The sequence below is a fragment of the Streptomyces sp. 3N207 genome (assembly GCF_052246355.1).
In the GTDB taxonomy this organism is placed as follows: Bacteria; Actinomycetota; Actinomycetes; order Streptomycetales; family Streptomycetaceae; genus Streptomyces.
In genome coordinates, this window is sequence record NZ_JBQQBV010000002.1 from 411,249 (window position 1) to 435,980 (window position 24,732).

General features: G+C 71.1%; 20 protein-coding genes. 8 read left to right on the forward strand and 12 right to left on the reverse strand.

The annotated features are described in order from the left end of the window. Positions 1-36: 36 nt before the first annotated feature. From ACTWP9_RS04625 to ACTWP9_RS04635, 3 genes are all read right to left on the reverse strand, one after another. Positions 37-840 carry a DeoR/GlpR family DNA-binding transcription regulator gene (locus ACTWP9_RS04625; protein WP_443244657.1) on the reverse strand — a complete coding sequence of 268 codons (804 nt, stop codon included), beginning with the start codon at positions 838-840 and terminating at the stop codon, positions 37-39. Next, positions 827-1,699, reverse strand: a complete 873-nt coding sequence (locus ACTWP9_RS04630) for a class II fructose-bisphosphate aldolase (protein WP_443244658.1) — start codon at positions 1,697-1,699, stop codon at positions 827-829. The genes ACTWP9_RS04625 and ACTWP9_RS04630 overlap by 14 nt, the downstream gene beginning before the upstream one ends. Positions 1,700-1,877: 178 nt before the next feature. Next, positions 1,878-2,771, reverse strand: coding sequence for an SIS domain-containing protein (locus ACTWP9_RS04635; RefSeq protein WP_443244659.1), 894 nt, complete (start codon positions 2,769-2,771; stop codon positions 1,878-1,880). A gap of 376 nt (positions 2,772-3,147) precedes the next feature. On the opposite strand from ACTWP9_RS04635, the gene ACTWP9_RS04640 reads away from it, so the two are divergent. From ACTWP9_RS04640 to ACTWP9_RS04655, 4 genes are all read left to right on the forward strand, one after another. Next, a complete protein-coding gene (locus tag ACTWP9_RS04640; RefSeq protein WP_443244660.1) occupies positions 3,148-4,374 on the forward strand; it encodes a CaiB/BaiF CoA transferase family protein in 1,227 nt (408 codons plus the stop codon). An 8-nt stretch (positions 4,375-4,382) separates the two neighbouring features. Continuing rightward, positions 4,383-5,525 carry an acyl-CoA dehydrogenase family protein gene (locus ACTWP9_RS04645; protein ID WP_443244837.1) on the forward strand — a complete coding sequence of 381 codons (1,143 nt, stop codon included), beginning with the start codon at positions 4,383-4,385 and terminating at the stop codon, positions 5,523-5,525. A gap of 70 nt (positions 5,526-5,595) precedes the next feature. After that, positions 5,596-6,810 (forward strand): acetyl-CoA C-acetyltransferase, encoded by a 1,215-nt coding sequence (locus tag ACTWP9_RS04650; protein WP_443244661.1) that lies wholly within the window; start codon positions 5,596-5,598, stop codon positions 6,808-6,810. Between the two features lie 65 nt (positions 6,811-6,875). Then, positions 6,876-9,065: a 3-hydroxyacyl-CoA dehydrogenase NAD-binding domain-containing protein gene (locus tag ACTWP9_RS04655; RefSeq protein WP_443244662.1), complete on the forward strand. Its 2,190-nt coding sequence runs from the start codon at positions 6,876-6,878 to the stop codon at positions 9,063-9,065. Between the two features lie 30 nt (positions 9,066-9,095). Here ACTWP9_RS04655 and ACTWP9_RS04660 read toward each other — a convergent pair whose 3' ends face one another. Further along, positions 9,096-9,875, reverse strand: a complete 780-nt coding sequence (locus ACTWP9_RS04660; RefSeq protein ID WP_443244663.1) for a MerR family transcriptional regulator — start codon at positions 9,873-9,875, stop codon at positions 9,096-9,098. 120 nt (positions 9,876-9,995) lie between these two features. Between ACTWP9_RS04660 and ACTWP9_RS04665 the strand changes: the two genes are divergently transcribed. Continuing rightward, positions 9,996-11,831, forward strand: coding sequence for an AMP-dependent synthetase/ligase (locus ACTWP9_RS04665; protein WP_443244664.1), 1,836 nt, complete (start codon positions 9,996-9,998; stop codon positions 11,829-11,831). 132 nt (positions 11,832-11,963) lie between these two features. After that, positions 11,964-13,448 (forward strand): amino acid permease, encoded by a 1,485-nt coding sequence (locus tag ACTWP9_RS04670; protein ID WP_443244665.1) that lies wholly within the window; start codon positions 11,964-11,966, stop codon positions 13,446-13,448. Positions 13,449-13,687: 239 nt separating this feature from the next. Here ACTWP9_RS04670 and ACTWP9_RS04675 read toward each other — a convergent pair whose 3' ends face one another. The 6 genes from ACTWP9_RS04675 to ACTWP9_RS04700 are packed head-to-tail and all read right to left on the reverse strand — an operon-like array spanning position 13,688 to position 19,645. Beyond that, positions 13,688-14,995, reverse strand: a complete 1,308-nt coding sequence (locus tag ACTWP9_RS04675; protein ID WP_443244666.1) for a cytochrome P450 family protein — start codon at positions 14,993-14,995, stop codon at positions 13,688-13,690. Then, positions 14,992-16,284, reverse strand: coding sequence for a cytochrome P450 (locus tag ACTWP9_RS04680; RefSeq protein WP_443244667.1), 1,293 nt, complete (start codon positions 16,282-16,284; stop codon positions 14,992-14,994). The genes ACTWP9_RS04675 and ACTWP9_RS04680 overlap by 4 nt, the downstream gene beginning before the upstream one ends. Next, positions 16,281-16,922, reverse strand: a complete 642-nt coding sequence (locus ACTWP9_RS04685; protein ID WP_443244668.1) for a GTP-binding protein — start codon at positions 16,920-16,922, stop codon at positions 16,281-16,283. The genes ACTWP9_RS04680 and ACTWP9_RS04685 overlap by 4 nt, the downstream gene beginning before the upstream one ends. Then, on the reverse strand, positions 16,903-17,265 hold the full coding sequence (locus ACTWP9_RS04690) for a DUF742 domain-containing protein (RefSeq protein ID WP_443244669.1): 363 nt from the start codon (positions 17,263-17,265) through the stop codon (positions 16,903-16,905). Before ACTWP9_RS04690 ends, ACTWP9_RS04685 begins: the two co-directional genes overlap by 20 nt. Next, entirely contained in the window at positions 17,262-17,702 is a 441-nt protein-coding gene (locus ACTWP9_RS04695) for a roadblock/LC7 domain-containing protein (RefSeq protein ID WP_443244670.1), read from the reverse strand. The genes ACTWP9_RS04690 and ACTWP9_RS04695 overlap by 4 nt, the downstream gene beginning before the upstream one ends. Continuing rightward, positions 17,699-19,645, reverse strand: coding sequence for an ATP-binding protein (locus ACTWP9_RS04700; RefSeq protein WP_443244671.1), 1,947 nt, complete (start codon positions 19,643-19,645; stop codon positions 17,699-17,701). The genes ACTWP9_RS04695 and ACTWP9_RS04700 overlap by 4 nt, the downstream gene beginning before the upstream one ends. Before the next feature lie 188 nt (positions 19,646-19,833). Between ACTWP9_RS04700 and ACTWP9_RS04705 the strand changes: the two genes are divergently transcribed. Further along, a complete protein-coding gene (locus tag ACTWP9_RS04705; RefSeq protein WP_443244672.1) occupies positions 19,834-20,712 on the forward strand; it encodes an oxygenase MpaB family protein in 879 nt (292 codons plus the stop codon). Positions 20,713-20,749: 37 nt separating this feature from the next. On the opposite strand, the gene ACTWP9_RS04710 is transcribed toward ACTWP9_RS04705, so the two are convergent. Further along, complete coding sequence (locus ACTWP9_RS04710) at positions 20,750-22,228, reverse strand: M1 family metallopeptidase (RefSeq protein WP_443244673.1); 1,479 nt, start codon at positions 22,226-22,228, stop codon at positions 20,750-20,752. A gap of 178 nt (positions 22,229-22,406) precedes the next feature. Here ACTWP9_RS04710 and ACTWP9_RS04715 point away from each other — a divergent pair, with 178 nt between their 5' ends. Further along, positions 22,407-23,750: a M14 family metallopeptidase gene (locus tag ACTWP9_RS04715; protein ID WP_443244674.1), complete on the forward strand. Its 1,344-nt coding sequence runs from the start codon at positions 22,407-22,409 to the stop codon at positions 23,748-23,750. A gap of 16 nt (positions 23,751-23,766) precedes the next feature. Here the strand turns inward: ACTWP9_RS04715 and ACTWP9_RS04720 are convergent, their stop codons facing one another. After that, positions 23,767-24,720 carry an FAD-dependent oxidoreductase gene (locus ACTWP9_RS04720; RefSeq protein ID WP_443244675.1) on the reverse strand — a complete coding sequence of 318 codons (954 nt, stop codon included), beginning with the start codon at positions 24,718-24,720 and terminating at the stop codon, positions 23,767-23,769. Between the last annotated feature and the right edge of the window lie 12 nt (positions 24,721-24,732).

Consider the following 24,732-nt stretch of genomic DNA (forward strand, 5'->3'; position numbering starts at 1 on the left):
CCCCTCCCAGCACAGGGGAAACAGGTCGCGGAGGTGTCAGTCGTCCGGGTCCGGCTCCGCCAGCGTTACGGTCAGGCCCTGTTCCTCGAACTCCCGGCGTGCGGCGTCCGGGATGCCGCTGTCCGTGAGGAAGGTGTCGAACAGGTCCGGGCCGCCGATCCGGGCGAAGCAGCGCACGCCGACCTTCGAGGAGTCCGTGACGACCACTGCCCGCCCGGCCCGCTCGGCCATCAGCCCGTTGATGCGGCCCTCCGACTCGTCGTAGACGGTGGCACCCTCCTTGGGGTCCATACCGTTGGCGCCGATGAAGGCTATGTCCACGGTGATCTCGCCCAGCACCAGCTCGCTGTAGGGGCCCGTCAGCTCGAACGTCCGGGAGTGCGCCACCCCGCCCGTGAGGACCGTCTTGATCTGCGGCCGCACGGCCAGCTCATAGGCGATGTTCAACGCGTTGGTGACGATGGTCAGATGCGGCTGCGGACCGGGTTCGGCCAGGTCTGGGCGGGTGGTCAGAGCGCGGGCGATCTCCGTGGTCGTGGTGCCGCCGCTCAGCCCGACCACGTTGCCGCGCTCCACCATCGCGGCGGCGGCCCGGGCCAGCGACTGCTTCGCTCCCACGTGGTGCCCGCGCTTGTAGCGGATCGGCAGGTCGTAGGTCACCGCGCTGAGCACCGCGCCGCCCCGGGTGCGGGTGAGCAGCTGCTGCTCGGCCAGCGCGTCCATGTCGCGCCGCATCGTGGCGGCCGAGACCTCCAGTGCGGTGGCCGCTTCCTCGACCTCCACGCTGCCGCGCTCTCCCAGCAGTTCGAGCAGGGCGTTCATCCGCTCATGGCGCTTCACCTGAGGTCTTCTCCTTCTCCCGCCCCTCGCCCCCGAGTACGCGCAGCAGTCGCGCCGCCTCGCTCCGGACCGCCTCCCGCGCCGGGGCGACGTACTTGCGCGAGTCGATGAGCGCGGGATCGGCCTCCAGTACCTTACGCACGCCCTGGGTGAAGACCGAGACGAGATGCGTCGATATGTTGATCTTGGTCATCCCCGCCGCGACGGCGGCTCGCAGTTCCTCGTCCGGAACCCCCGAGGAGCCGTGCAGCACCAGCGGCACCGACAGTTTCTCGCGCAGCTGCCCGATCAGCTCCAGATCCAGCTTCGCCGTGCGTTCCCGCATCGCATGCGAGGAGCCCACCGCGACGGCCAGCGCGTCCACGCCTGTGGCCGCGATGAACGCCTGGGCCTCCTCCGGGTCGGTCCGCACCCCCGGCGCGTGCACTCCGTCCTTGCCGCCCACCTCGCCCAGCTCCGCCTCGACGAACACGTCCCGGTCGTGGCACCAGGAGGTCAGCCGCGCGGTCGTGGCCACGTTCTGCGCGTACGGCAGCGTGGAGGCGTCGATCATCACGGAGCCGACCCCGGCCGCGACACCCTGGCGGACCAGCTCCGCCTCGGTGATGTGGTCCAGATGCACCGAGACATCGGTCCGCGCCGCCTCTGCAAGCGCGAGGGTCGCGCGGGTGATCGGCAGCAGACTGCCGTGGTACCGCACGCAGTTCTCGCTGATCTGGAGGATGAGCGGGAGGCCGGTGTCGTCGGCCGCCGCGACCAGCGCCTCGGCGGTCTCCAGATGGATGACGTTGAAGGCGGCGGCGCCGATGCCCGCCGCACGGGCGTCGGCGAGGATCCAGGCGGTGGGAACGAGGGGCATCGGGGACTCCTTGACCAGGAGAAGGACGGGAGGGCGGGAGCGACGGGAGACGGAGCGACGGGAGGACAGGAGGGAGGGGAGGACAGGAGGGGAGAGGCACGGAGGGCAGAGGAGGCAGCGGAGCGGGTAGCTCGGGGGCGCGGCCATCAGGGGCGCACTCCACCATGCCGCCCTCCCGTCAGCCGTCCAGCATCACCGAGCGGGTGAGGCTGCGCGGGTTGTCCGGGTCGAGCCCCCGGACCCGGGCCCGCTCCAGCGCGACCCGGTGGACCAGCACCAGATCGGCGAGCGGGTCACGGGCGTGGCATACAAACCGGGCACCCGTCGCGGTCACTTCGCCCTCCAGCCCCTCCGGCGCTGCACCGAACAGCCAGGTGACCCGCCCGGGCGCTGCGATGGCTATCGGCCCGTGCCGGTATTCCAAGGCGGGGTAGGACTCCGTCCAGCTCTGGGACGCTTCCCGCATCTTCAGCGCCGCCTCGTTGGCCAGGCCGAAGGTCCAGTCCGTGCCCAGGAAGGTGAACTGCTCGGCGTCCAGCCACTGCTGCTCCAGCGGGCAGGCCAGTGCCTCCTCCGCGTCGCTCACCGGGCCCGCCAGATCCTCGCCCAGGTGTGCGCGCAGCAGGGCGAGGGCCGAGGTGGCGAAACGGGTCTGCACCACGGACTTCTCGTCGGCGAACGGCAGCGCGACCGTCTCGTCCGACAGTGACGTCGCCGGGGTGTCGGGGTCGCCCAGCACCGTGACGGTCGGGATCCGCCCCCGCATCGCCTCCAGCACGCGCAGCACCTCCGTCGTGGTGCCGGAGCGGGTGATCGCGACCACCGCGTCGTACCCGCGGGCCTCGCCGAGGAAGGCTTCCGAAGCGGCGAACGCGTCCGTCACGCCCAGCCCGGCCCGCTCGCGCAGCGCCGCGTAGGACTGGGCCATGAACCATGAGGTCCCGCAGCCGACCACGGCCACGCGTGCGCCCGCCGCCGGGAGCGGGGTGGCGCCGGAGCCGATCTTCGCGGCTGCCCGCCATGTCTCCGGCTGGCTGCGCAACTCCTGCTCCATGTATGCCGTCTCGCCCATGCGTGGGACCCCCTCCTGGACCGGAGCCCCTGCGGCCCGGTACTGGTAAAGCTGCGCAAAGTTGCGTGAAATCTCTGACTTTCACGCAACTTTACGCACTACCAGCCGTGGCTGTCCATCCCACTCCCGGGTGAACGCCCCCGGCGGCTCAGCCGGTGACGGCTCTCCGTGTCTCCAGGTGGACGCAGCCGAACTCGACCGGGCGAGGGGCTCGCCCGGTTGCTCCGCTCCAGGCAGCAGCGCAGCGGGGTGCCGCCCTCGTCGCCCACCACCCGGCGCGGGGCGCCCGCGTCGTCCCGCGTGGGCTTGTGGATTGGCGGGGGTGTCCATAGCATCGCCGGTGTTACATCAGTTGTGTCACAGTGCTGGGGGCCCGATGGCAGCAGCGGAGGAACACGCCCGAGCCGCCGCCGGGGGCCCACTGGCCGGGGTGCGCGTCGTGGAGCTGGCCGGGATCGGACCGGGGCCGTTCGCCGCCATGACGCTGGCCGACCTGGGTGCCGACGTCGTCCGCGTCGACCGGCCCGGGGGCGGCGCGCTCGCCGTCGCACCGGAATACGACGTCACCAACCGCAACAAGCGCTCCGTGATGCTCGACCTCAAACAGCAGGCGGGAGTTGCCGCAGCCCTCTCGCTCGCCGAGCGCGCCGACGTGCTCGTCGAGGGGTTCCGGCCCGGCGTCGCCGAGCGCCTCGGCATCGGCCCCGAGGTCTGTCTCGCCCGTAACCCGCGCTTGGTGTACGGCCGGATGACCGGCTGGGGCCAGGAGGGGCCGCTGGCCGAGCGGGCCGGGCACGACATCGGCTACATCGCCGTGACCGGAGCCCTGGGCATGACGGGGCCGGCCGAGGGGCCGCCCGTCGCACCCGGCAATCTGCTGGGCGACTACGCAGGCGGCTCCCTCTACCTCGTCATCGGCATCCTGGCGGCGCTGCACCACGCGCGCGGCCCGCAGGGTGCGGGACAGGTCGTGGACGCGGCGATCGTGGACGGCACGAGCCACCTCACAGCGATGATCCAGGGCCTGCTGGCGGCGGGCAGCTGGCGGGACCGGCGCGCCGCCAACCTGCTGGACGGCGGCTGCCCCTTCTACGGCACCTACGCCACCTCCGACGGCGGTTTCATGGCCGTCGGCGCACTGGAGCCCGCGTTCTACACGGAGTTCGTGCGCCTGCTCGGTATTGCGGACGAGGCACCGCCCCGAGAGGACCTCGCCGCGTGGGGGGAGCTGCGGGAGCTGATCGCCGCCCGGTTCGCCTCCCGTACGCGTGCGGAGTGGACGGACGTCTTCCAGGACACCGACGCCTGTGTCGCCCCCGTGCTCTCACTGACCGAGGCGCCGTCCCACCCGCATTTGGCGGCGCGCGGCACCTACCTCGAACACAGCGGTATCACCCAGCCCGCGCCCGCGCCCCGGTTCTCCGCGACGCCCACCCGCGTCGTCTCCGGCCCGGCCCGACCCGGCGCGCACACAGCAGAGGTCGCCCGCGACTGGGACGTACCGGACCTCGCCGCGGCCGACCGGGCATCCGCCGAACCCACCGCAGGCGCCGCACCCACCACCCCCGCCGCACCGCGCGAAGGAGACCACCCCACCTCATGAAGCATCAGATGAAGCGGCAGATCTTCACCGAGGACCACGAGGCCTTCCGGCAGACCGTGCGCACTTTCCTGGCCAAGGAGGTGGAGCCGTACTACGAGCAGTGGGAGCGGGACGGCGTCGTCTCCCGCGACGTGTGGCGGGCCGCGGGGCGGCAGGGGCTGCTCGGCATCGCAGTGCCCGAGGAGTACGGCGGTGGGGGAGAGCCGGACTTCCGCTACGCCGCCGTGCTGGCCGAGGAGTTCACCCGTGCAGGTGCCCCAGGGCTGGCGGTCGGGCTGCACAACGACATCGTCGGCCCCTACCTCACCGGGCTGGCGACCGAGGAGCAGCAGCGCCGCTGGCTGCCCGGCTTCTGCACCGGCGAGACCATCACCGCCATCGCCATGACCGAGCCCGGCGCCGGCTCCGATCTGCAGGGCATCCGCACCACCGCTCAGGACAAGGGCGACCACTGGCTGCTGAACGGCTCGAAGACGTTCATCTCCAACGGCATCCTCGCCGACCTGGTCGTCGTCGTGGCCAGAACGACCCCAGAGGGCGGCGCGCACGGGCTGAGCCTGCTCGTCGTCGAGCGCGGCACGGCGGGCTTCGAGCGCGGCCGCAACCTCGACAAGATCGGCCAGAAGGCGCAGGACACCGCCGAGCTGTTCTTCACCGACGTACGCGTGCCCAAGGAGAACCTGCTCGGTGAGCTCAACGGCGCCTTCACACACCTGATGATCAATCTGGCGCAGGAGCGGATGGCCATCGCCGTCGCCGGGATCGCCGGTGCCGAGCAGCTGCTGGAGCTCACCACCGAGTACGTCAAGGAGCGCACGGCGTTCGGCCGACCGCTCGCCAAGCTCCAGCACATCCGGTTCGAGATCGCCGAACTGGCCACCGAGTGCGCCGTCACCCGTGCCTTCCTGGACCGCTGCATCGAGGAGCACACCAGGGGCGAACTGGACGCCGTACACGCCTCCATGGCCAAGTGGTGGGCCACCGAACTGCAGAAGCGTGCTGCCGACCGCTGCCTCCAGCTCCACGGCGGCTACGGCTACATGAACGAGTACCGGGTCGCCAAGGCGTTCACCGACGGCCGTATCCAGACCATCTACGGCGGGACCACCGAGATCATGAAGGAGATCATCGGACGGTCGCTGCTGAACTGACCCGCCGGGCCGGCCGCCGAGCCCTTCGCGCAACCCGTACCTCCCGCACCCGCATGAAAGGCACCCCCTCGTGAGCTCAGAAGCGTTCGTGTACGAGGCCATCCGCACCCCACGCGGGCGCGGGAAGGCCAACGGCGCCCTGCACGGCACCAAGCCCGTCGACCTCGTCGTCGGCCTCATCGACGAACTGCGCCGCCGGATGCCCGACCTGGATCCGCAGGCCGTCGACGACATCGTGCTCGGCGTCGTCAGCCCCGTCGGCGACCAGGGCTCGGACATCGCGAAGATCGCCGCCATCGCCGCCGGGCTGCCCGACACGGTCGCCGGTGTCCAGGAGAACCGCTTCTGCGCCTCCGGCCTGGAGGCGGTCAACATGGCCGCCGCCAAGGTCCGTTCCGGCTGGGAGGACCTCGTGCTGGCGGGCGGTGTGGAGTCCATGTCGCGGGTGAAGATGGGCTCGGACGGCGGCGCTTGGTTCAACGACCCGATGACCAGCTTCGAGACCGGCTTCGTCCCCCAGGGCATCGGTGCCGACCTCATCGCCACCCTGGAGGGCTTCGGCCGCCGGGACGTGGACGAGTACGCGGCGCGCTCGCAGGAGCTGGCCGCACACGCGTGGAAGGAGGGCCGATTCGAGCGCTCCGTGGTGCCGGTACGGGACCGCAACGGGCTCACCGTCCTCGACCACGACGAGCACATCCGCCCCGGCACCACAGCCGACAGCCTCGCGGGCCTCAAGCCGTCGTTCGCCGCCATCGGGGAGATGGGCGGATTCGACGCCGTCGCACTCCAGAAGTACCACTGGGTCGAGAAGATCGACCATGTGCACCACGCCGGCAACTCCTCGGGCATCGTGGACGGTTCGGCGCTGGTCGCCATCGGCAGCGAAGAGGTCGGCAAGCGGTACGGGCTGCGCCCCCGTGCGCGGGTTGTTTCCGCTGCCGTCTCCGGTGCTGACCCGACCATCATGCTGACGGGCCCGGCGCCCGCGTGCCGCAAGGCCCTCGCCAAGGCCGGGCTGACGGTCGACGACATCGCTGTCGCGGAGATGAACGAGGCGTTCGCTGCGGTGGTGTTGCGGTTCGCGCGCGATATGGACCTCCCCTTGGAGAAGGTGAACGTCAACGGCGGTGCCATCGCCATGGGGCATCCGCTGGGGGCCACGGGCGCGATGCTGCTCGGTACGTGCATCGACGAGCTGGAGCGGACGGATCAGCGGTACGGGCTGGTCACGCTGTGTGTGGGGGGTGGCATGGGGATCGCCACCGTTGTTGAGCGGGTGTAGCTGCCGCCGTACCCACGCCGTTGTCGTTGCTCGCCGGTGCGGCGGGCAAAAGGAGGAGACCACCCATGCCTGAACCCACTACCATCCGCTGGGACAAGGACAGCGACGGGATCGTCACGCTGACCTTCGACGATCCGGACCAGTCCGCGAACACCATGAACGCGGCCTTCCAGACCTCCCTCACCGCGATCGCCGACCGGCTGGAGGCGGAGCGGGAGGGCGTACGGGGCGTCATCATGACCTCCGCCAAGAAGACGTTCTTCGCGGGCGGCGATCTGCGGCTGCTCATCCAGGCACGGCCCGAGAACGCCCAGGAGGTCTTCGACAACGGGATGCGCATCAAGCGTGATCTGCGCCGTATCGAGACCCTCGGCATCCCGGTCGTGGCGGCGATCAACGGGGCCGCGCTCGGCGGCGGGCTGGAGATCGCGCTGGCCTGCCATCACCGTGTCGCGCTCGATGCGCAGGGCTCCAAGATCGGCTGCCCGGAGGCCACGCTGGGGCTGCTCCCGGCCGGCGGCGGTGTCACCCGTACGGTACGGCTGCTCGGCATCACCGACGCGCTGCTGAACGTGCTGCTCCAGGGCCAGCAGTACCACCCCGGCAAGGCCAAGGAGATCGGCCTGGTCCACGAGGTCGTACAGACGCCTGAGGAGATGCTGGCGGCGGCCCGCGCCTTCATCGAGGCCAACCCCACCGCGCAGCAGCCCTGGGACGCCAAGGGGTACAAGATCCCCGGCGGGACGCCCGCGCACCCCAAGTTCGCCGAGAACCTGCCGGCCTTCCCCGCCAACCTCAAGAAGCAGACGGGCGGCGCGCCCTACCCGGCGCAGCGCAACATCCTGGCCGCCGCCGTCGAGGGTGCCCAGGTGGACTTCGAGACGGCGCAGGTGATCGAGGCCCGCTACTTCGTGGAACTGGCCTGCGGGCAGATCTCCACCAATATGATCCAGGCGTTCTTCTTCGACCTCCAGGCCGTCAACGCGGGCCGCAGCAGGCCGGAGGGGATCGCCGAGCGCAAGGTCGCCAAGGTCGCCGTGCTGGGCGCGGGCATGATGGGCGCCGGCGTCGCCTACTCCTGCGCCAAGGCGGGCATCGAGGTCGTCGTCAAGGACGTCAGCCAAGAGGCGGCCGAGAAGGGCAAGGCGTACTCGGCGGGACTGCTGGAGAAGGCGCTCTCGCGTGGGAGGACCACCGAGGCCGAGCGGGACTCGCTGCTGGCGCGGATCACCCCCACCGCCGACCCGCAGGCCGTGGCGGGCTGCGACGCCGTCATCGAGGCGGTGTTCGAGGACCCCGCGCTCAAGCACAAGGTGTTCCAGGAGATCCAGCACATCGTCTCGCCCGAAGCTCTGCTGTGCTCCAACACCTCCACCCTGCCGATCACCTCGCTCGCCGAAGGGGTCGAGCGCCGGGGCGACTTCATCGGGCTGCACTTCTTCTCGCCCGTCGACAAGATGCCGCTGGTCGAGATCATCAGGGGCAAGGAGACCGGCGACGAGGCGCTGGCCCGCGCCTTCGACCTCGTACGGCAGATCCGTAAGACGCCGATCGTGGTCAACGACTCGCGTGGCTTCTTCACCTCGCGCGTCATCGGCCACTTCATCAACGAGGGCGTCGCGCTGCTGGCCGAAGGCGTCGACCCCGCCACCGTGGAACAGGCCGCAGCGCAGGCCGGCTATCCGGCCAAGGTGCTCTCCCTGATGGACGAGCTCACCCTCACCCTGCCGCGCAAGATCCGCGACGAGACGCGGCAGGCCCTGCGCGCCGAGGGCAAGGAACTGCCCGCGCACCCGGCCGACGCCGTACTCGACCGGATGGTGGACGAGTTCGGCCGCACCGGGCGCAGCGGTGGTGCGGGCTTCTACGACTACGACGAGAACGGCAAGCGGGCAGGGCTGTGGCCGGGCCTGCGGGAGCACTTCGTTGAAGGCACGAGCGCGAAGGAGGGCGGCGCCGACATCCCGCTGAAGGACATGCAGGAGCGGATGCTCTTCTCCGAGGCGCTGGACACCGTCCGGCTCTTCGAGGAGGGCGTGCTCACCACCGTCGCCGACGCCAACATCGGCTCCATCATGGGCATCGGCTTCCCCGCCTGGACGGGTGGCGTGATCCAGTACATCAACGGCTACGAGGGCGGACTGCCCGGCTTCGTGGCCCGCGCCCGGGAGTTGAGCGAGCGCTACGGGGAGCGGTTCGCGGTTCCCGCGCTGCTGGAGGAGAAGGCGGCCAGGGGCGAGACCTTCACCGACTGACCGGTCGGTCTGCCGACACCGGACCCCGCGTCACTCCGCCGCGGGGTCCGCGGCCGTCCGCGGGGCACGCTCCAGCGGGAAGACCTCCCGCAGTTCCTCCTTCATCGAGCGTTGGAACGCGGTCACCAGGGCCTGCACCACCATCGGCTGCATATGCGCGGAGAGCGCCTTCATCCGCTCCAGCCGTTCCGGGTCCGACTCCAGCTCCCGGTACGGGTCCCACACCTCCTGCTTGAACAGCCGACTCAGCTCCCGAGCCGCCGAGCGGGTGTGCTCCATCATCACCTCGCGCGCGGCCAGGATCGCCTCCTGCGAGATCGGTACGTCCAGCAGCCGTACCCCGAGCTGCACCAGCGCCGGATCGACACGGAAGACGTCCGGGTCGTCCGTGCGGGCCAGGACGCTCATCGCCGCGAGCCGCTCGAGGTCGTCGTCGGTCAGCTCCCGGCCGACGCGGCTCTCCAGTTGGGCCCGCGTCGTCTCGTCCACGGTGTCCGGCATCCAGGAGGTGACCACCGCACGGTGGATCGCCAGATCGTGGGCGCTGATGTCGTCGGGGAGCCGTTGCAGATAGCGCTCGATGGCCGCCAGCGTCATGCCCTGGTTCTGCAACTCCTCGATCAGCGCAAGCCGGGAGAGGTGCTCGGGGCCGTACAGGCCGACACGGCGGGGGCCGATCGTGGGCGGCGGCAGCAGGCCCCGGGTGCTGTAGAAACGGACCGTACGTACGGTCACGCCTGCGCGGGCTGCGAGCTGGTCGACGGTGAGCTGGTCGGTGGGCTCGCCCACCGTCCCGTCCTGTCGCTCCATCTGCCGCGCCCCTCTCACCGCGGCACCACCCGGGTGCCGTCCGTACCGATCAAGTTCAACAGTATTGCTGTCTCACCACTCCTGTGAAACCTTCGGCCCACCTTCACGCGCGGAGGCGCCATGACGACGATCCTGCGACTCCCCAAGGACCCGTCCGAGCTGACCGTCCCGGACCTGCTGCTGCGTAACGTGCAGGACCACGGCGACCTCCCGGCGCTCTCCTGGTACACCGATGACGGAGACGACGCCGACGGCAAGCGCACCACCCTCAGCTGGGCCGAGGCCCGCCACCGGATCGCCGAACTGGCCGCCGGACTCGACGCGCTGGGCGTCACTCCGGGCGCACACGTGCTCCTCATGATGGCCAACCGGCCCGAGCACTGGCTGACCGACCTCGCCCTGGTCCATCTGGGCGCCGTTCCGGTCTCCGTGTACGGCACGGCAGCGCCCGAGCAGATCGCCCATATCGTCCGGCACTCCCGGGCCCGCCTCGCCGTCGTCGGAGGAGCGGAGGAACGGGCGCTCTGGGAGCCGCTGCTGGCGGCAGAAGGGGAGGCTCCCGGACGGATCCGGCAGCTCGTGGTGGCCGACGAGGACGCCGTCGGCCCGCATACCGCGTGGCGCACCTTGCCACGCCCGTACGAGTCCGCCGCCTTCGAGGAGCGGTGGCGCCGGGTGCGCTCCGGCGACCCGGTGACCGTCGTCTACACCTCGGGCACCACCGGTGACCCCAAGGGCGTGGTGATCAGTCACCGGAACGTGGTCCTCAACGGCATCGCACTCGACAGCGTCGCCGAACTGCCCGACCACGCCGACCACATCTGCTATCTGCCCTTCGCCCATATCGCCGAGCGGATGCTGGGCATCTACCTGCCCGTCTTCCGCGCCTCGCACGTCCACCTGTGCGCCGACCCCGCGAAGGTCGCGGTGCGCGTGAGCGAGCTGCACCCCGCCGAGTTCTTCGGGGTGCCGCGCGTGTGGGAGAAGCTGGCCGCCGCCGTCCGCGCCGGGCTTGAGGCGCTGCCGAGCGAGCGCAGGGCCGCCGTGGCCGAGGCGGCGAAGGTGGCCCGCGCCCATGTGCGCTGCCGGGAGCGCGGCATCCCGGCGGGCCCCGAGCTGGCGGCGGCGTACGAGAAGGCACGGAGCGAGGTCCTCCGGCCGCTGCTCGCGCCCGTCGGCTTCGACCGGCTGGTGTGGACGGCCAGCGCCTCGGCACCCATGCCGCAGGACGTGCTCGACTTCTGGGCCGGACTCGGCATCGTGATCATGGACGCCTGGGGGCTGACGGAGACGACCGGGGCGCTCACCGTCAACGGTCCCGCCGCCTTCCGGCTCGGCTCCGTAGGGCGTCCGCTGGCGGGCACCGAGATCCGTACGGCCCGGGACGGGGAGATCCTGGTGCGCGGCAGCACTCTCTTCGCGGGGTATCTGCGCCCCGACGGCTCGGTCGAGCCCGGCACCGACGCCGACGGCTGGTTCGCCACCGGGGACATCGGCCGGATCGACGAAGACGGCTTCCTGTGGCTGACCGACCGCAAGAAGGAGATGATCGTCACCTCCACGGGCAAGAACGTCTCACCGGCTCTGGTGGAGAACGCCCTCAAGGAGCACCCGCTGATCGGCCAGGCCCTGGTGCACGGGGACGGCCGCTCCTATCTGGTGGCCCTGCTGGTCCTGGACGGCGAGACGGCACCGGCCTGGGCGGCCCGCAACGGGATCGACGTACCGCCCGGCGAACTGGCGAGGAACCCCGCCGTTCGTGCCGAGGTCGACCGTGCGGTGGCCGCCGCCAACGCCCGGCTGAGCGGCACCGAACAGGTCAGGCGCCACCGGCTGCTGGCGGGGGAGTGGACCCCGGCGACGGGCGAGTTGACGCCCTCGCTGAAGCTGCGCCGGGAGGTCGTACGCGGTCGTTACCGGGATGTCATCGAGGGGCTATACGAAGATCATGTGTGAGAAACCTCCTGGTGTGAGGTGTCTCACCGCGTAGTCGGCCCCTCCGGGGTTAGGTGACGCCTTGGTCCGCAGCCGTGATCACGGCGGCCGCCGACCCGGCAAAGCCCATTTCAAGAGTGAGTTGGACCAACTGTGAGCAACGATGTCGTCCAGGACGCCATCCCGTCGCAATCCGGCGGAGGCGACCAGGTCGCACCGCCGCCCCCGCACGGAGCGGCTGCGGATGCCGGTGACGCCGGCTACAGCAAAGACCTCAAAGCACGTCATATCAACATGATCGCCATCGGCGGGGCGATCGGTACGGGGCTCTTCCTGGGTGCAGGCGGACGCCTCGCCTCCGCCGGGCCCGCGCTCGCCATCGCCTACGCCGTCTGCGGTCTCTTCGCGTTCTTCGTCGTCAAGGCGCTCGGTGAGCTGGTGCTGCATCGGCCCTCGTCCGGCTCCTTCGTCTCCTACGCGCGTGAATTCCTCGGTGAGAAGGGCGCCTACGTCGCCGGCTGGATGTACTTCCTGAACTGGTCGACGACCGGCATCGCCGACATCACCGCCATCGCGCTCTACACGCACTACTGGAGCTTCTTCACCGACATCCCGCAGTGGGTGCTCGCGCTGATCGCGCTGGCCGTGGTGCTGGCCATCAACATGATCTCCGTGAAGATCTTCGGTGAGCTGGAGTTCTGGTTCGCCGTGATCAAGGTGGCGGCGCTGGTCGTCTTCATGGTCATCGGCATCGTGCTGCTGGCCACCCAGCACCCCGTCGGCGGGGATACCCCCGGGCTCGGCCAGATCACCGACCACGGCGGCGTTTTCCCCACCGGCCTGATGCCCGTCATCATCGTCATGCAGGGCGTCGTCTTCGCCTACTCCTCCGTCGAGCTGGTGGGCGTGACGGCGGGGGAGACCGCCGAGCCGGAAAAGGTCGTCCCCAAGGCCGTCAACGCGATCATGTGGCGCGTCGGCCTCTTCTACGTCGGCTCCGTGCTGCTGCTGGCGCTGCTGCTGCCGTGGGACAAGTACCAGGACGGGCAGAGCCCGTTCGTGACCGTGCTGTCCAAGCTCGGCGTGGACGGCGCCGGCGACGTGATGAACCTCGTCGTCCTCACGGCCGCCATGTCCAGCCTCAACTCCGGGCTGTACTCGACGGGGCGCATCCTCCGCTCCATGGCGATGGCCGGCACGGCACCGAAGTTCACCGCCCGGATGAACGCCAGCCAGGTGCCCTACGGAGGCATCCTGCTGACCTCCGCCGTCTGCGTCATCGGCGTCGGGCTCAACTACGTCGTGCCGGGCAAGGCGTTCGAGATCGTGCTGAACATCGCTGCACTCGGCATCGTCAGTACCTGGTGCACCATCATGCTGTGTCATTGGGTGTTCGTACGGCGTGCCAAGGCCGGGCTCATCGAGCGGCCGTCCTTCCAGCTGCCGGGCTCGCCGGTCACCGAGTGGGTGACCATCGCCTTCCTCATCGGCGTCGTCGCCCTGATGTGGAACGACCCCGATGTGGGACGCAAGACGGTGATGCTGGTGCCATTGATCGCCGCCGCGCTGGTGGGTGGCTGGTTCGCCGTACGAGGGCGCGTGCGCGCCTTGGCCGCCGAGGACCAACTGAAGCGGTAACTTTCCACCGCCCCTCCGCCCTCGCCCCTCCGGGGTGGGGGCGGAGGCGTTTGCGTACCCCGCACGGGGGGCTGCGCTTGCCCACCCTGCGCCCTGGGGGCACCTCCCGGCCGGAGGCTGGGGGAGCAGACTGCCCAAGCTTGCGGGGCAACCAAGTAAGGGGCGCGGGGAACTGCGCGACCAGCCACAACGCAACCCGCAGCCTGCCGGCAACCGACAGGGGCACCCCCTCATCAGAACTAGTGCAGCCGCACAGGCAATTCGTACAGCTCGTTCTGAGTGATCGCGGGCTTATTACGAAGCTCCGCGGGGTCGACAGCCAACCCCAGACCGGGAAACCGGTCGAACAGCGCGGGAAGAGCAACCAGCGCCTCCAGCCGGGACAGCGGCGCGCCGGGGCACACATGGGGGCCGTGGCCGAAGGCCAGATGCCGCCTCGGCGGCGTACGCGTAACGTCGAAGCGCCCCGCATCGGCCCCGTGCTGCTGCTCGTCCCGCCCGATCGCACCGTAGGCGATGATCACGGCGTCGCCCTGCTTCATCACGGTGCCGCCCACATCGATGTCCTCCGTCGCGAAGCGAATCAGCACATGAGTGGTCGGCGCGTCCCAGCGCAGCGTCTCCTCGATGGCCGCCTCCCAGCTCATCTCGCCCGAGCGGACCAGGGCGAGCTGTCCGGGGTGGGTCAGCAGCGCCCGTACCGCACTGACGATCAGGCTGATCGTCGTCTCGTGCCCGGCGGTGATCAGCACCTGGACCGTGGCCACGATCTCCTCGTCGCTGAGCGAGTCGCCCTCCTCGGCAGCCGCCAGCAGTGCGCTGGTCAGATCGTCGCCGGGGGACTCCTTCTTCTGCGCGACCACGGCGCTGAACAGCGAGCCCAGCTCGGCGATGATGGCCTGGACCTCCTCGGCCGGGGTGACGCTGCTGAAGAAGCCGTCGTACAGGGTGCGCAGCCGCGGGATCTGGGTGGTGTCGATGCCCAGCAGGTCACCGATGACGGCCATCGGCAGGGGGTAGGCGAAGCCGGCCTTCAGATCGACGCGGCCCGCCGCGTCGGCCGACGCCTCCAGGCCGTCCAGCAACTCGCGGGTGATCTCCTCGATACGGGGCCGCAGCGCCGCCACCCGGCGCGGGGTGAGCGCCTGTGCGGTCAGCGTGCGCAGCCTGCGGTGCTCGGCGCCGTCGAAGGTGAGCATGCTGGGGCCCGGGTCGGCCAGCCCGATCAGCGGCCAGGTCTGCGGGATCTCTCCGCGCTGGTAGGCGGCCCAGTGGTCGATGTTCTTGACCAGCCTGCTGTCCGTCAGCAGCTTGCGGGCCTCCGCGTGGTGGGTGACCGCCCACACCCGTACGCCGCCCGGCAGTTCGACGGGGGCGAGGGGGCCCGCGGCACGCAGCCGGGCACCCTCGCCCACCAGGTCGCGCACCAACGGGTCGAGCACGATCACCTCGCCGGCGGCGCCCTCGCCATCCGAGCCGGAGCCGGTGCCCGTGCCGGAGCGGGTGCCGGTGCCCGTGCCCGTGCCGGTGACGGGACACGACGTCATCCATGCCCTCCTGCGTTGCTGGTCGGGGTCGGGGAGAAGCGCACCGGAAGCGACGTCAGACCGCGCAGGAACGGCGACGGACGCCAGGCAAGGGCCTGCGCGCCGACCGCCAGATCCACGTCCGGCAGCCGGTCCAGCAGGACCTCGATGCCGGTACGCGCGATGCCCTCGGCGATGTCCTGGGCCGGGTAGGGGCAGCGGTGTTCACCGTGCCCGAAGGAGAGGAAGGCGCTGTTCCCGCCGGTGAACGCCGTACGGTCCGGACGCACCTGGGGGTCGCCGTTGGCCGCGGCGAAGCTGAGCATCAGCAGATCGCCGGCGGAGATGTGCCGCCCGGCCAGCTGGGTGTCGCGGGTCGCCCAGCGGCCCGCGATGTTCTGGGTGGGGGTGTCCTCCCACAGCACCTCGTTCATGGCCTCGGCGACGCTGTGCCGACCGCCGGAGAGGGAGGCGGCGAAGCGGTCGTCGGTGAGCATCAGCCGCAGCGAGTTGCCGATCCAGTCGGCGGTCGGCTGGTGGCCGGCGACGAAGTTCACCATCATGTCCTCGACGATCTCCTCGAAGGAGAAGTCGTCCGAGAAGTCGTGGTGCAGCAGCCGGGAGGCCACCCCGGCGGCCGGTGCGTCGCGCCGGGAGGCGAGCAGGGAGCGCATTGCCGAGTTCACCCGGTCGCTGCCCTCCAGCGCTCCGGCCCCGCCGTCGACCAGCGCGTTGATGCTGGGCACCAGGGCGGCCCCGGCCTCGTCGGAGAAGCCGTAGAGCCGGGCGAGCACCAGCGCGGGCAGCACTTTGGCGTACTCGGCGATCAGGTCGGCCGAGCCGCGTCCGCAGATCTCGTCGATCAGCCGGTCGGCGAACCGCTCGGAGTTCTCGCGCAGTTCGAACGGGTCGACGGCGGCCAGCGCGTCGCTGATCAGCGCCGCGCGGCGGTGGTGCCGCTCACCGACGGTGTAGAGGATCGACGGCTGCTTGCCCACCATCGGCAGCAGCGGCCAGTCCGCCGGAATGTTCGGCCACTGGTTCCACAGCCCCGAGTCACGGCTGAAGAGCACCGGGTCGGAGGTGATCTGGTGCAGTTCGCGATAGCCGAGCACCAGCCAGCAGGGCACGTCGCCCGGCAGGACGACCGGCGCGAGCGGCCCGTGCTGCTCGTACATCTCCCGGTAGAGCCGGGCACGGTCGTCGTTCTGGAAGCGCGGACCCAGCAGGGGAACGGCGTCCGGACTCGGGTGTGCGGGGCAGCCGGGGGGTGGTGCGGAGGTGATGCTGTACTGCTGAGCGGGTGTCAAGGGGTGTTCTCCGGGGCGGAACGCGCGGTGGACAGGGTGTACAGGTGCTGGACGAGGGCGAGCAGCACCTCCTTGCTGGACTCGCGGGAGCGCGCGTCGCACTCGACGAGCGGGATGTCCTCGGGCAGGTCCAGAGCATCGCGCACCTGTTCGGCGGTGTGCGGGGGTCCACCGAAGTCGTTACGGGCGACGATGAACGGGGTGCCGTGCGCCTCCAGCCGGTCGATGGCGTACCAGGAGTCCTCCAGCCGCCGGGTGTCCACCAGGACGACGGCGCCCAGGGTGCCGGAGAAGAGCCGGTCCCACAGGAACCAGAACCGCTCCTGACCCGGCGCACCGAACAGGTACAGCACCGTCTCGTCGTTGAGGCTGATCCGGCCGAAGTCGAAGGCGATGGTGGTGGTCGTCTTGCCCTGCACGGCCGAGAGGTCGTCGACGCCCTCGCCGGCGCGGGTCATCGTTTCTTCGGTGTTCAGCGGACGGATGTCGCTGACGGCCCGCACCATGGTCGTCTTGCCGACACCGAAGCCGCCGACGATCACGATCTTCAGCCCCTGGGCCGCGGTACTGAGCAGCGGCGGGCGGGCATCGGTGCCAGCTGTCGTCACCGGGTTCGCTTCAGATGTTGCGGAGTCCAACGAGCACCTGCTTCAGGAGGTCGGGATCGGGCAGTGCGTCAGCGTTCTGGGCCCGCCGCGGATGGCGAGCGGTGATCTTCCCCTGGGCGAGCAGGTCGCCCAGCAGGATGCGGACGACGCTCACCGGCAGTCCCAGATCGGCGGCCAACTCCACGACCGCCGTGGGGAAGCGGCAGATACGGAGGATCGCGGCGTGCTCCGACTGCATGCCACGCACCGGGGCGCTCTCGCTGACCACGAGCGTCACCAGGTCGAAGGTGTCGGCTCCGGTCGTGGAACGGCTGCGCCCGCCGGTCACGGTGTACAGCCGGTCCGGGTCCTCGTCCCGGCCCGGCCGAGTCATACTGCTCCGCCTCCGTCTACGCCGCTGCGGACGTCGCCCGCGGCCGACCGGCGCGGCGGGGCGCTGAGGTATTCGCTGAGCTGCTCGATCAGCTCGTTCATGTTGTGGCCGATGAGGCCCACGTCGGAGTCCTCCTCGGCGACGACGGCCAGATGCGCGCCGTCGCCCGCCTCCACGACGAACAGGATGCCGCCGTAGAACTCCGCCATCGCCTGGCGCACCCCGCCGTTGCCGTCGCCGAACTCCACGGAAGCCCCGTGCGACAGGCTCTGGATGCCGGCCGAGATGGCGGCGAGCTGGTCCGCCTGGTCGATGGAGAGCTCCGGAGTACGGCACAGCTTGAGGCCGTCACGGGAGAGCACGAGAGCGTGCCGCGCCCCGGGGGTGCGCTCCAGGAGGTTCTCCAGCAGCCAGTCGAGCTTGCTGTCAGTGATCATTCGGTGTCGTCCTCCGAGAGGGAAGAGGAGGGGGTGGGGGGGGAGGCGGAAGGCATGGCGTTCTGGCCGGTTTCTTCCGAGTCGCCGGCGCCCTGGACGGCCCGGCGGAAGTCGCCGAACCGGGTGCCGGAGGGACGCTTCGTGCGGCCGGCCGGGCGTTTGCCGTCCGCGGTCGCCTCCTCGGCGGCCTCGCGCTCCGCCCCGGACGAGGAGCTCTCCGTCCGCGACGAGGTGGCCGAGGCCCGGGCGACGGCCGCGAGGGTCTGGCCCCGCCGCCGCTTGGGCAGCCCGCTCTCGCCGTACTGCTGGGGCGGCGGCGCCGCGGTCGCGTAGTCGCCGCCCTCCCGCTGGTCGTGGCCCTGGGCGCCCTGCTGGGCGGGGACGGCGGGCTCCGGCTGCCCGGCGTGATCGGCGGCCGGACGGACGTGATCGGCGACCGGACGGATGTGATCCGCGGCCGGACGGATGTGATCCGCGGCGCCACGTACGTGATCCGCCGCCGGGCGGGCCTGCTCCGCCGTCGTACGGGCCTGGCCCACGGCCGGGCGGGCCTGCTCGGCGGTCGGCAGTGGGGCGCTCTGGGTGGCGCTCAGCGACGTGGGGGTTCCCCCGGCGGGAGGCTGGGGGAGGGTCGCTGCCCGGGCGGACTCGGCCACCGGGGGCGCTGGCTCCTCGCGGCGCGGCTCGGTGAGCAGCTCGCGCGGGACGCGGACGAGCACGCCGGTGCCGCCGTGCGCGGAGGGCCGGAAGGAGACGGACAGGCCGTGCTTGCGGGCCAGTCGCCCCACCACGGGCAGACCCAGCCGGGTACCGGACAGCGTGGTCAGGTCACCGTGGTCGGCGGAGACGGCCTGCTGGGCGCGGCGCAGCGCGACCTCCCCCATCACCAGGCCGCCGTCCTCGACGGTGATGACCACGCCGGCCGCCACCTCCTCGACGTAGACGTGCACTTCGGAGGTGGGCGGGGAGAAGTTCGCCGCGTTGTCCATCACTTCGGCCAGCAGGTGCATGACACCCTCGGCCGCGTGGCCCGCGATGGCGACCTCGCTCGTCGAGTGCAGCCGCACGCGCTGGTAGCCGCTGATCCGGCCCATGGCGCCGCGCAGAATCGACTCCATCACGATCGGCTTGGCCCAGCGGCGGCCCGAACGCGCGCCGGTGAGAACGGCGATCGAGTCGGCGATCCGGCCCATCTGCGCGTTCCTGTGGTCCAACTGCAACAGGTCGGCCAGCACATCCTCGTCCGCGTGCCGGTGCTCCATCTCGCGCAGGTCGGCGGCCATGCTGGTGGCCAGGGCCTGCACCCGGCCGGCCGCGTTGGCGCACGCCGACATTGCCGCGGCACGTATGTTCTCGCCCCTGTGGACCTCGTTCGCCACGGTGATCAGCACCCGGCGCTGTGCCTCGGAGGCCACCGGCGGCGCCGCGGCCAGCGCGGCCTCGGCCGAGCCGCCGTGCCGCAGCCGCTCCACCATGGCGGGCACGGTCGCGTCGGCGAAGTAGTTGTCGGCCGCGTCCCGTTCGGCCGCCCGGGCGTCGCCCGCGGCCAGCGCCGCACGCAGCGAGCGGCTGGTGAGCCGGGCGTGGGCCGCCACCGTGACAGCCGCGCACAGCACCGCACCGGCCGCGCCGGCGCTCCAGGCGACCGCGGCACGTGCCGATTCGGCACTGGCGTATACGGCGATCAGACATGCGATGCCCGCAACCGCGACGGAGATCAGCAGCGCGAGCGCCGTGCCGCTGGCGGTCCCGCCAGGGGCGGCGGCCGGCCGAGCGGTGCCCGTGGTCGGCTGACCTGCGTTTGCGACCGGCTGACCGGCGTTCGCGACCGGTTGTGCGGCGTCAGCGACCGGTTGTGCGGGGTTCGCGACCGGCTGAGCGGTGCCGACTGCCGGTTGGCCCGTGCCTGCGGCCGGAGGCGGTGATATCTCGGGGGAGGTCATCAATCAGGTCCTAGGGGACGGAACCGGGCAGAGGCGAGAGCTGAGCCGCAGCCCTCCGATCAACGTCGCACCAATATAGGCCAGTTAGTGATCACCAAGCAGCAGAGGGGTGTGGTGGTTCAGCACAGAATCTCCGCGCGCCGCGCCGGACGGGGCACCGGAGGCATCATGAGGGCCGCGGAGGCATCATGAGAAGAGTGCAAGCAAGCGAAAGAGACCGCCTGGCGCGCACCGGGCCTGAGCCCCCGCCCCCGGACGGCATCCTGTGGGACGTCGTCGGGGAGGTCCGCCAGCTGCTCATGTTGCCCGCCGCGCTCACCCTCCAGGTGGCCCACCCCGCCGTGGGTGCCGGAGTGGACGAGCACTCCGTCTTCCGTACCGACCCCTGGGGCCGCGGTGAACGCTCGCTGCAGAGCTTCCTGCTGTGGGTCTACGGCGGCGAGGAAGCCATCGCCGAGGGGAGCAGGCTGCGTGAGCTGCACAAATCCATCCAGGGCGTCGACGCGCACGGCCGCCGCTACCACGCGCTCACACCCGCCTACTACGCGTGGGTGCATGCCACCGGATTCCCCACCTATCAGAACGCCCAGCGGTATCTCGGCCGCCGGCCCTACACGGACGAGGAGGAGCGCAGGCTGTACGCCGAGTGGCTCCAGGTCGGCCGCGTCCTGGGCATCCACGAGAGGGACATGCCCCGTACGCGGGAGGAGTTCTGGCCCTACTGGCGGCGGATGCTGGCCGAGGAGATCGAGCCCACCAAGGTCGTCCGTGAGCTCACCACGGTGAACACCGATATTCCGCCGCCGCCTTACGGGCCGCGGGCCGTGCGGTGGGCGCTGCGGATGGTCTGGCCGCTCGTCGTTCCCGGATTCGCCCGGTTGCGGCGCTTCCTGACCGTCGGACTGCTGCCGCCCGACGCACGTGAGGTGCTGCGGCTGCCCTGGACGCCGCGTCAGGAACGCCGGCTGCGCCGCCTCGGCCGCGTCCTCGCCTGGACCCTGCCCTTGGTTCCGGAGCGGCTCCGCTACCTCCCCTACGCCCGGAAGGCGCGTGCGGCCCGCCGCTGAGCGGGGGCGGACACCCCCGCTCGCGACGGGGACTGCCTCAGTGGCGGTGGTGGTCCGCGGTGTGGATCTGCTTCCAGGAGCGGGGCTGCTTCGGGGTGTTCTTGGCAGCGAAGGACGCGGCCCCCGCTGAAGGCTTCGACGGCTGGTACAGCCAGGTGTCGAAGAGCTCGGCAAGCGGCTTGCCGGAAACCTTCTCCGCGTAGTCGACGAAGTCGCCCACGGCGGCGTTGCCGCCCTTGTGCTTCTGCGGCCACCCCTTGAGCACGGCGAAGAAGTCCTTGTCGCCGATCTCGTTCCGCAGCGCCTGCAGGGTCATGGCGCCCCGGTCGTAGACCGCGCGGTGGAACTGGTTGTCGGGGCCGGGGTCACCGGGCTTGACCGTCCAGAAGGCGTCGTCGGCCGGGTGCGAGGCGTAGGCGTAGTCGGCCAGCTCCTGCGCCGTGCCCTCGCCCTGCTCCTCGGACCAGAGCCACTGTGCGTACCGCGCGAAGCCCTCGTTGATCCAGATGTCCTTCCAGCCCTTCAGGGAGACGCTGTCCCCGTACCACTGGTGGGCCATCTCGTGGACGACGACGGAGGTGTTGGAGCCGTCCGCGAAGTCGTCGGGGCTGTAGAAGGGACGGGTCTGGGTCTCCAGCGCGTACGTGGTGTCGGTGGCCGGCACATAGCCGCCGAGCGCTTCGAAGGGGTACTCGCCGAAGTAGCCCTCCAGCCATTCGGTGAGCTCGGCGGTCCGCTCGACGCTGGCCCGTGCCGCGCCCTCGTGCTCGCCCAGGTCCTTGCTGTAGGCGTTGATGACGGGCAGTCCGGAGTCGGTCTTCGACTTGGTGATGTCGAACTTGCCGAGCGCGAGGGTGGCCAGATAGGTGGCCTGCGGGGCGCGGGAGCGCCAGTTGTAGCGCGTCCAGCCGGCCTGCGAGCGCTGCGACTGGAGGGTGCCGTTGCTGATCGCCTGGGTGCCGTCCGGCACGGCGACGCTGATGTCGTAGCTCGCCTTGTCGGTGGGGTGGTCGTTGCTGGGGAACCACCACCAGGCCGACTCGGGCTCGTTGGCAGCGACGCCGCCGTCCTTGGTGCGCAGCCACGAGGTGAAGCCGTTCACCTCGACCTTGGAGGGGACACCCTGGTAGCGCACCACGACGGTGGCCTTCTCGCCCTTGGCCAGCGGCTCGGCCGGGGTCACCTCCAACTCGTGTGCACCCGAGGTGTCGAAGCGGGCCTTCTTCCCGTTCACCCGCACTTCGCTGACGTCCAATGCGAAGTCCAGGTTGAAGCGCGACAGGTCCTGTTCGGCGGTGGCCAGCAGGGTGGCGGTGCCCGTGAGTTTGTCCGTCTTCGGCTGGTAGGTGAGCTGAAGGTCGTAGTGGGAGACGTCGTAGCCGCCGTTCCCGTAGGCCGGGTAGTAGGGGTCGCCCACGCCCGGGGCTCCCGGGGTCGGTTCGGCCGCCGAGGCCGGGACCGCGAGCAGCAGTGAGGCCGTCGCTATCGCACCCGGGACGATCAGTCTGTGACGCACGAGTCCTCCAACTCTTCTGTGACAGGAGCCACTTCTTCCGCGGCAGGAGTCACTTCGTCCGGAGCGTATGTACTCACGCGTCACACCGCATGTCCACAGCACCCCTTGTCATCCGGCCGTCATCCGGACGACATACGCCCCCTTCTGCACGGGAGTTCGTACGACTACCGTCCCTCATATGGTGATTCGCCCGCGGCCCGGCCGCTCCCGGTGGAAGACCGCCGCCTTGACCTCGGTGGCGCTGCTCGTTCCGCTGCTCGCCACTACCTCCGCGCGGGCCACCCCGGGCTCCGCGGCGAACTCCCCGGCCCCGCGCACCGGGTTCGAGCGCTCCCACGGTGCGCGCTGGACGACGCAGCCCGAGGAACAGCACTTCCTCCGCACCGTGGACCGGGCCGGCCGCCACGTCACCCTCGACACCATCGGCCGCACCGAGCAGGGCCGCCCCCTCCAACTCATCAGCGTCGGCGCCCCCGCGCCGCCACGTCCGGAGGGGGTGCGAGACGGCAACTCCGTGCTGCTCGTCTGCTCCCAGCACGGCGACGAGCCCGCGGGCCGTGAGGCGTGTCTGAGCACCGTGCGGGATCTGGCGTTCGCCGAGGACCGCGCCACCCGGCGCTTTCTCTCCCGTACGACGGTGCTGGTCATCCCCACCGCCAACCCCGACGGCCGGGCCGCGGACGCCCGGGGCAACTCCGCGGGCACCGACATCAACCGCGACCACCTCGCCCTCCGGACCGCCGAGTCCCGCGCCCTGGCGGCCGTCCTCCGCGACCGGCGCCCCGACATCGTCTACGACCTGCACGAATACAGCGCCCACGCGCCGTACTACGTCAAGGACCTGCTCTCCCTGTGGCCCCGCAACCTCAACACCGCGCGGGCTCTGCACCGGGAGTCCACGGCGCTGTCCGAGCAATATGTACGCCCCGCCGCCCAGGACGCGGGCCACAGCACCGGCATCTACGGCATCTGGACCGACCCGGAGACCGGCGAGCCCGTCAACCAGGTCGCGGGTGACGGGCAGGAGCGCATTCTCCGCAACACCGTGGGCGTCAAACACTCCGTCGGCCTGCTCGTCGAGACCCGCACCGACCCCCTCACCGACCAGGAGAAGTCGGACGAGGCCGCCAACAACCGCCGCCGCGTCGGCTCCCAGCTGGCCGCGCTCGACGGCGCGTTCGACTTCGCCGACACCCACCGCGGCCGTATCGAGGCGGCCACCGCGAAGGCCCGCGGCGCGGGGTCGGCCGACCGCGGGCCGGTCTATCTCGACGGCGCCGACAACGACGAGCCCGCCGACGACCAGGTGCTGACCGACCCTCCCTGCGGCTATGCGCTGACCGCCGCGCAGTGGCACGACGTCAGCTCAACGCTCCGGCTGCACGGCGTGCGGGCCGAGCGGCGCGGCGACGGCGCGTTCGTGCCGCTGCGCCAGTCGCAGCGCGCGCTGGTGCCGCTGTTGCTGGACGGGCGCGCGAAGTTCGGGCTGACGGCGGGGATGCCGGTGGAGACCTGCGGGTGACCGGGCCCCCGGCCGGTCACCCGGCTACCGAGCCCGGCGGCCCGACCAGCCGGGCAGCGTCCACCGCGCAGCCCCAGGAGACGGTGACGCCCGCGCCACCGTGCCCGTAGTTGTGCACGCAAAGCGACGTACCGCCCCGCCCGTCGGGCACCCGCTCGGCCTCCAGCCGGACACTGGGCCGGAACGGGCGCAGCCCCACCCGGTGTTCGAGGACGGTGGCGGTCGCCAGCTGAGGGTGTACAGCGGCGCACCGGCGGACGATCGCCGCGGCCGTCGCCGGGTCCGGCTCGCGCTCCTCGGCGCCGTCCTCCGCCGTACCGCCGAGGACCAGCCCGTAGGGCTGCGGCAGGACGTACGTCGTCTCGCTGGCGCTGTCGCTCGCGGCGACGTACCACTCCTCGATGCCCGGGTTCTCGACGACGAGGATCTGACCGCGTACGGCACGCACCGCCGGGTCGGGCACCAGTTCGCGGGCGCCGAGTCCGGTGCAGTTCACGACGATGGGCGCCGCGGCTGCCGCCTCGGTGAGGGAGCGGGCCGCGCGCTGCTCCCAACGCCCGCCCGCGGCCTCGAACCTGCCCGCCAGATAACGGAGATAGCTCGGCATATCGACAAGCGGAGCCCGGGGCGGCGTGCCGGTCAGCGCGCTCCACTCCGCGGGCGGGGTGCTGCCCGGCATCCGCCCGCGCACCAGCCGTACCCCTGTGGTCGGCGGTTGCTCGGCGAGCCAGGAGAAGTGCCGGAACGAGCGGACCGCCCAGTCGAGGGCCTGCTTCTCCGGCTCGATGCGGTACGGCCAGATCAGCCCGCCCGCGACTGCGGAGGTCGTGCCACCGGGAGGCTGCGGGCTCCACACCCGTACGTCCATGCCGCGTTCCGCCAGGATCACGGCCGTCGTCAGCCCGATGACCCCGCCGCCGAGAACGACCACGCCCCCGGCGCCGCCTCCGCGCTGCCCCGCCTCACTCATGTGTCACCTCAC

Excerpts from the sequence above, each read along its gene's own strand:
- ACTWP9_RS04700 (WP_443244671.1), bottom strand. The coding sequence starts at position 19,645 with ATGACCTCCCCCGAGATATCACCGCCTCCGGCCGCAGGCACGGGCCAA.
- ACTWP9_RS04720 (WP_443244675.1), bottom strand. The coding sequence starts at position 24,720 with ATGAGTGAGGCGGGGCAGCGCGGAGGCGGCGCCGGGGGCGTGGTCGTT.
- ACTWP9_RS04705 (WP_443244672.1), top strand. The coding sequence starts at position 19,834 with ATGAGAAGAGTGCAAGCAAGCGAAAGAGACCGCCTGGCGCGCACCGGG.
- ACTWP9_RS04675 (WP_443244666.1), bottom strand. The coding sequence starts at position 14,995 with ATGACGTCGTGTCCCGTCACCGGCACGGGCACGGGCACCGGCACCCGC.
- ACTWP9_RS04645 (WP_443244837.1), top strand. The coding sequence starts at position 4,383 with ATGAAGCGGCAGATCTTCACCGAGGACCACGAGGCCTTCCGGCAGACC.
- ACTWP9_RS04660 (WP_443244663.1), bottom strand. The coding sequence starts at position 9,875 with ATGGAGCGACAGGACGGGACGGTGGGCGAGCCCACCGACCAGCTCACC.
- ACTWP9_RS04640 (WP_443244660.1), top strand. The coding sequence starts at position 3,148 with ATGGCAGCAGCGGAGGAACACGCCCGAGCCGCCGCCGGGGGCCCACTG.
- ACTWP9_RS04690 (WP_443244669.1), bottom strand. The coding sequence starts at position 17,265 with ATGACTCGGCCGGGCCGGGACGAGGACCCGGACCGGCTGTACACCGTG.
- ACTWP9_RS04635 (WP_443244659.1), bottom strand. The coding sequence starts at position 2,771 with ATGGGCGAGACGGCATACATGGAGCAGGAGTTGCGCAGCCAGCCGGAG.
- ACTWP9_RS04655 (WP_443244662.1), top strand. The coding sequence starts at position 6,876 with ATGCCTGAACCCACTACCATCCGCTGGGACAAGGACAGCGACGGGATC.
- ACTWP9_RS04630 (WP_443244658.1), bottom strand. The coding sequence starts at position 1,699 with ATGCCCCTCGTTCCCACCGCCTGGATCCTCGCCGACGCCCGTGCGGCG.
- ACTWP9_RS04665 (WP_443244664.1), top strand. The coding sequence starts at position 9,996 with ATGACGACGATCCTGCGACTCCCCAAGGACCCGTCCGAGCTGACCGTC.
- ACTWP9_RS04715 (WP_443244674.1), top strand. The coding sequence starts at position 22,407 with ATGGTGATTCGCCCGCGGCCCGGCCGCTCCCGGTGGAAGACCGCCGCC.
- ACTWP9_RS04695 (WP_443244670.1), bottom strand. The coding sequence starts at position 17,702 with ATGATCACTGACAGCAAGCTCGACTGGCTGCTGGAGAACCTCCTGGAG.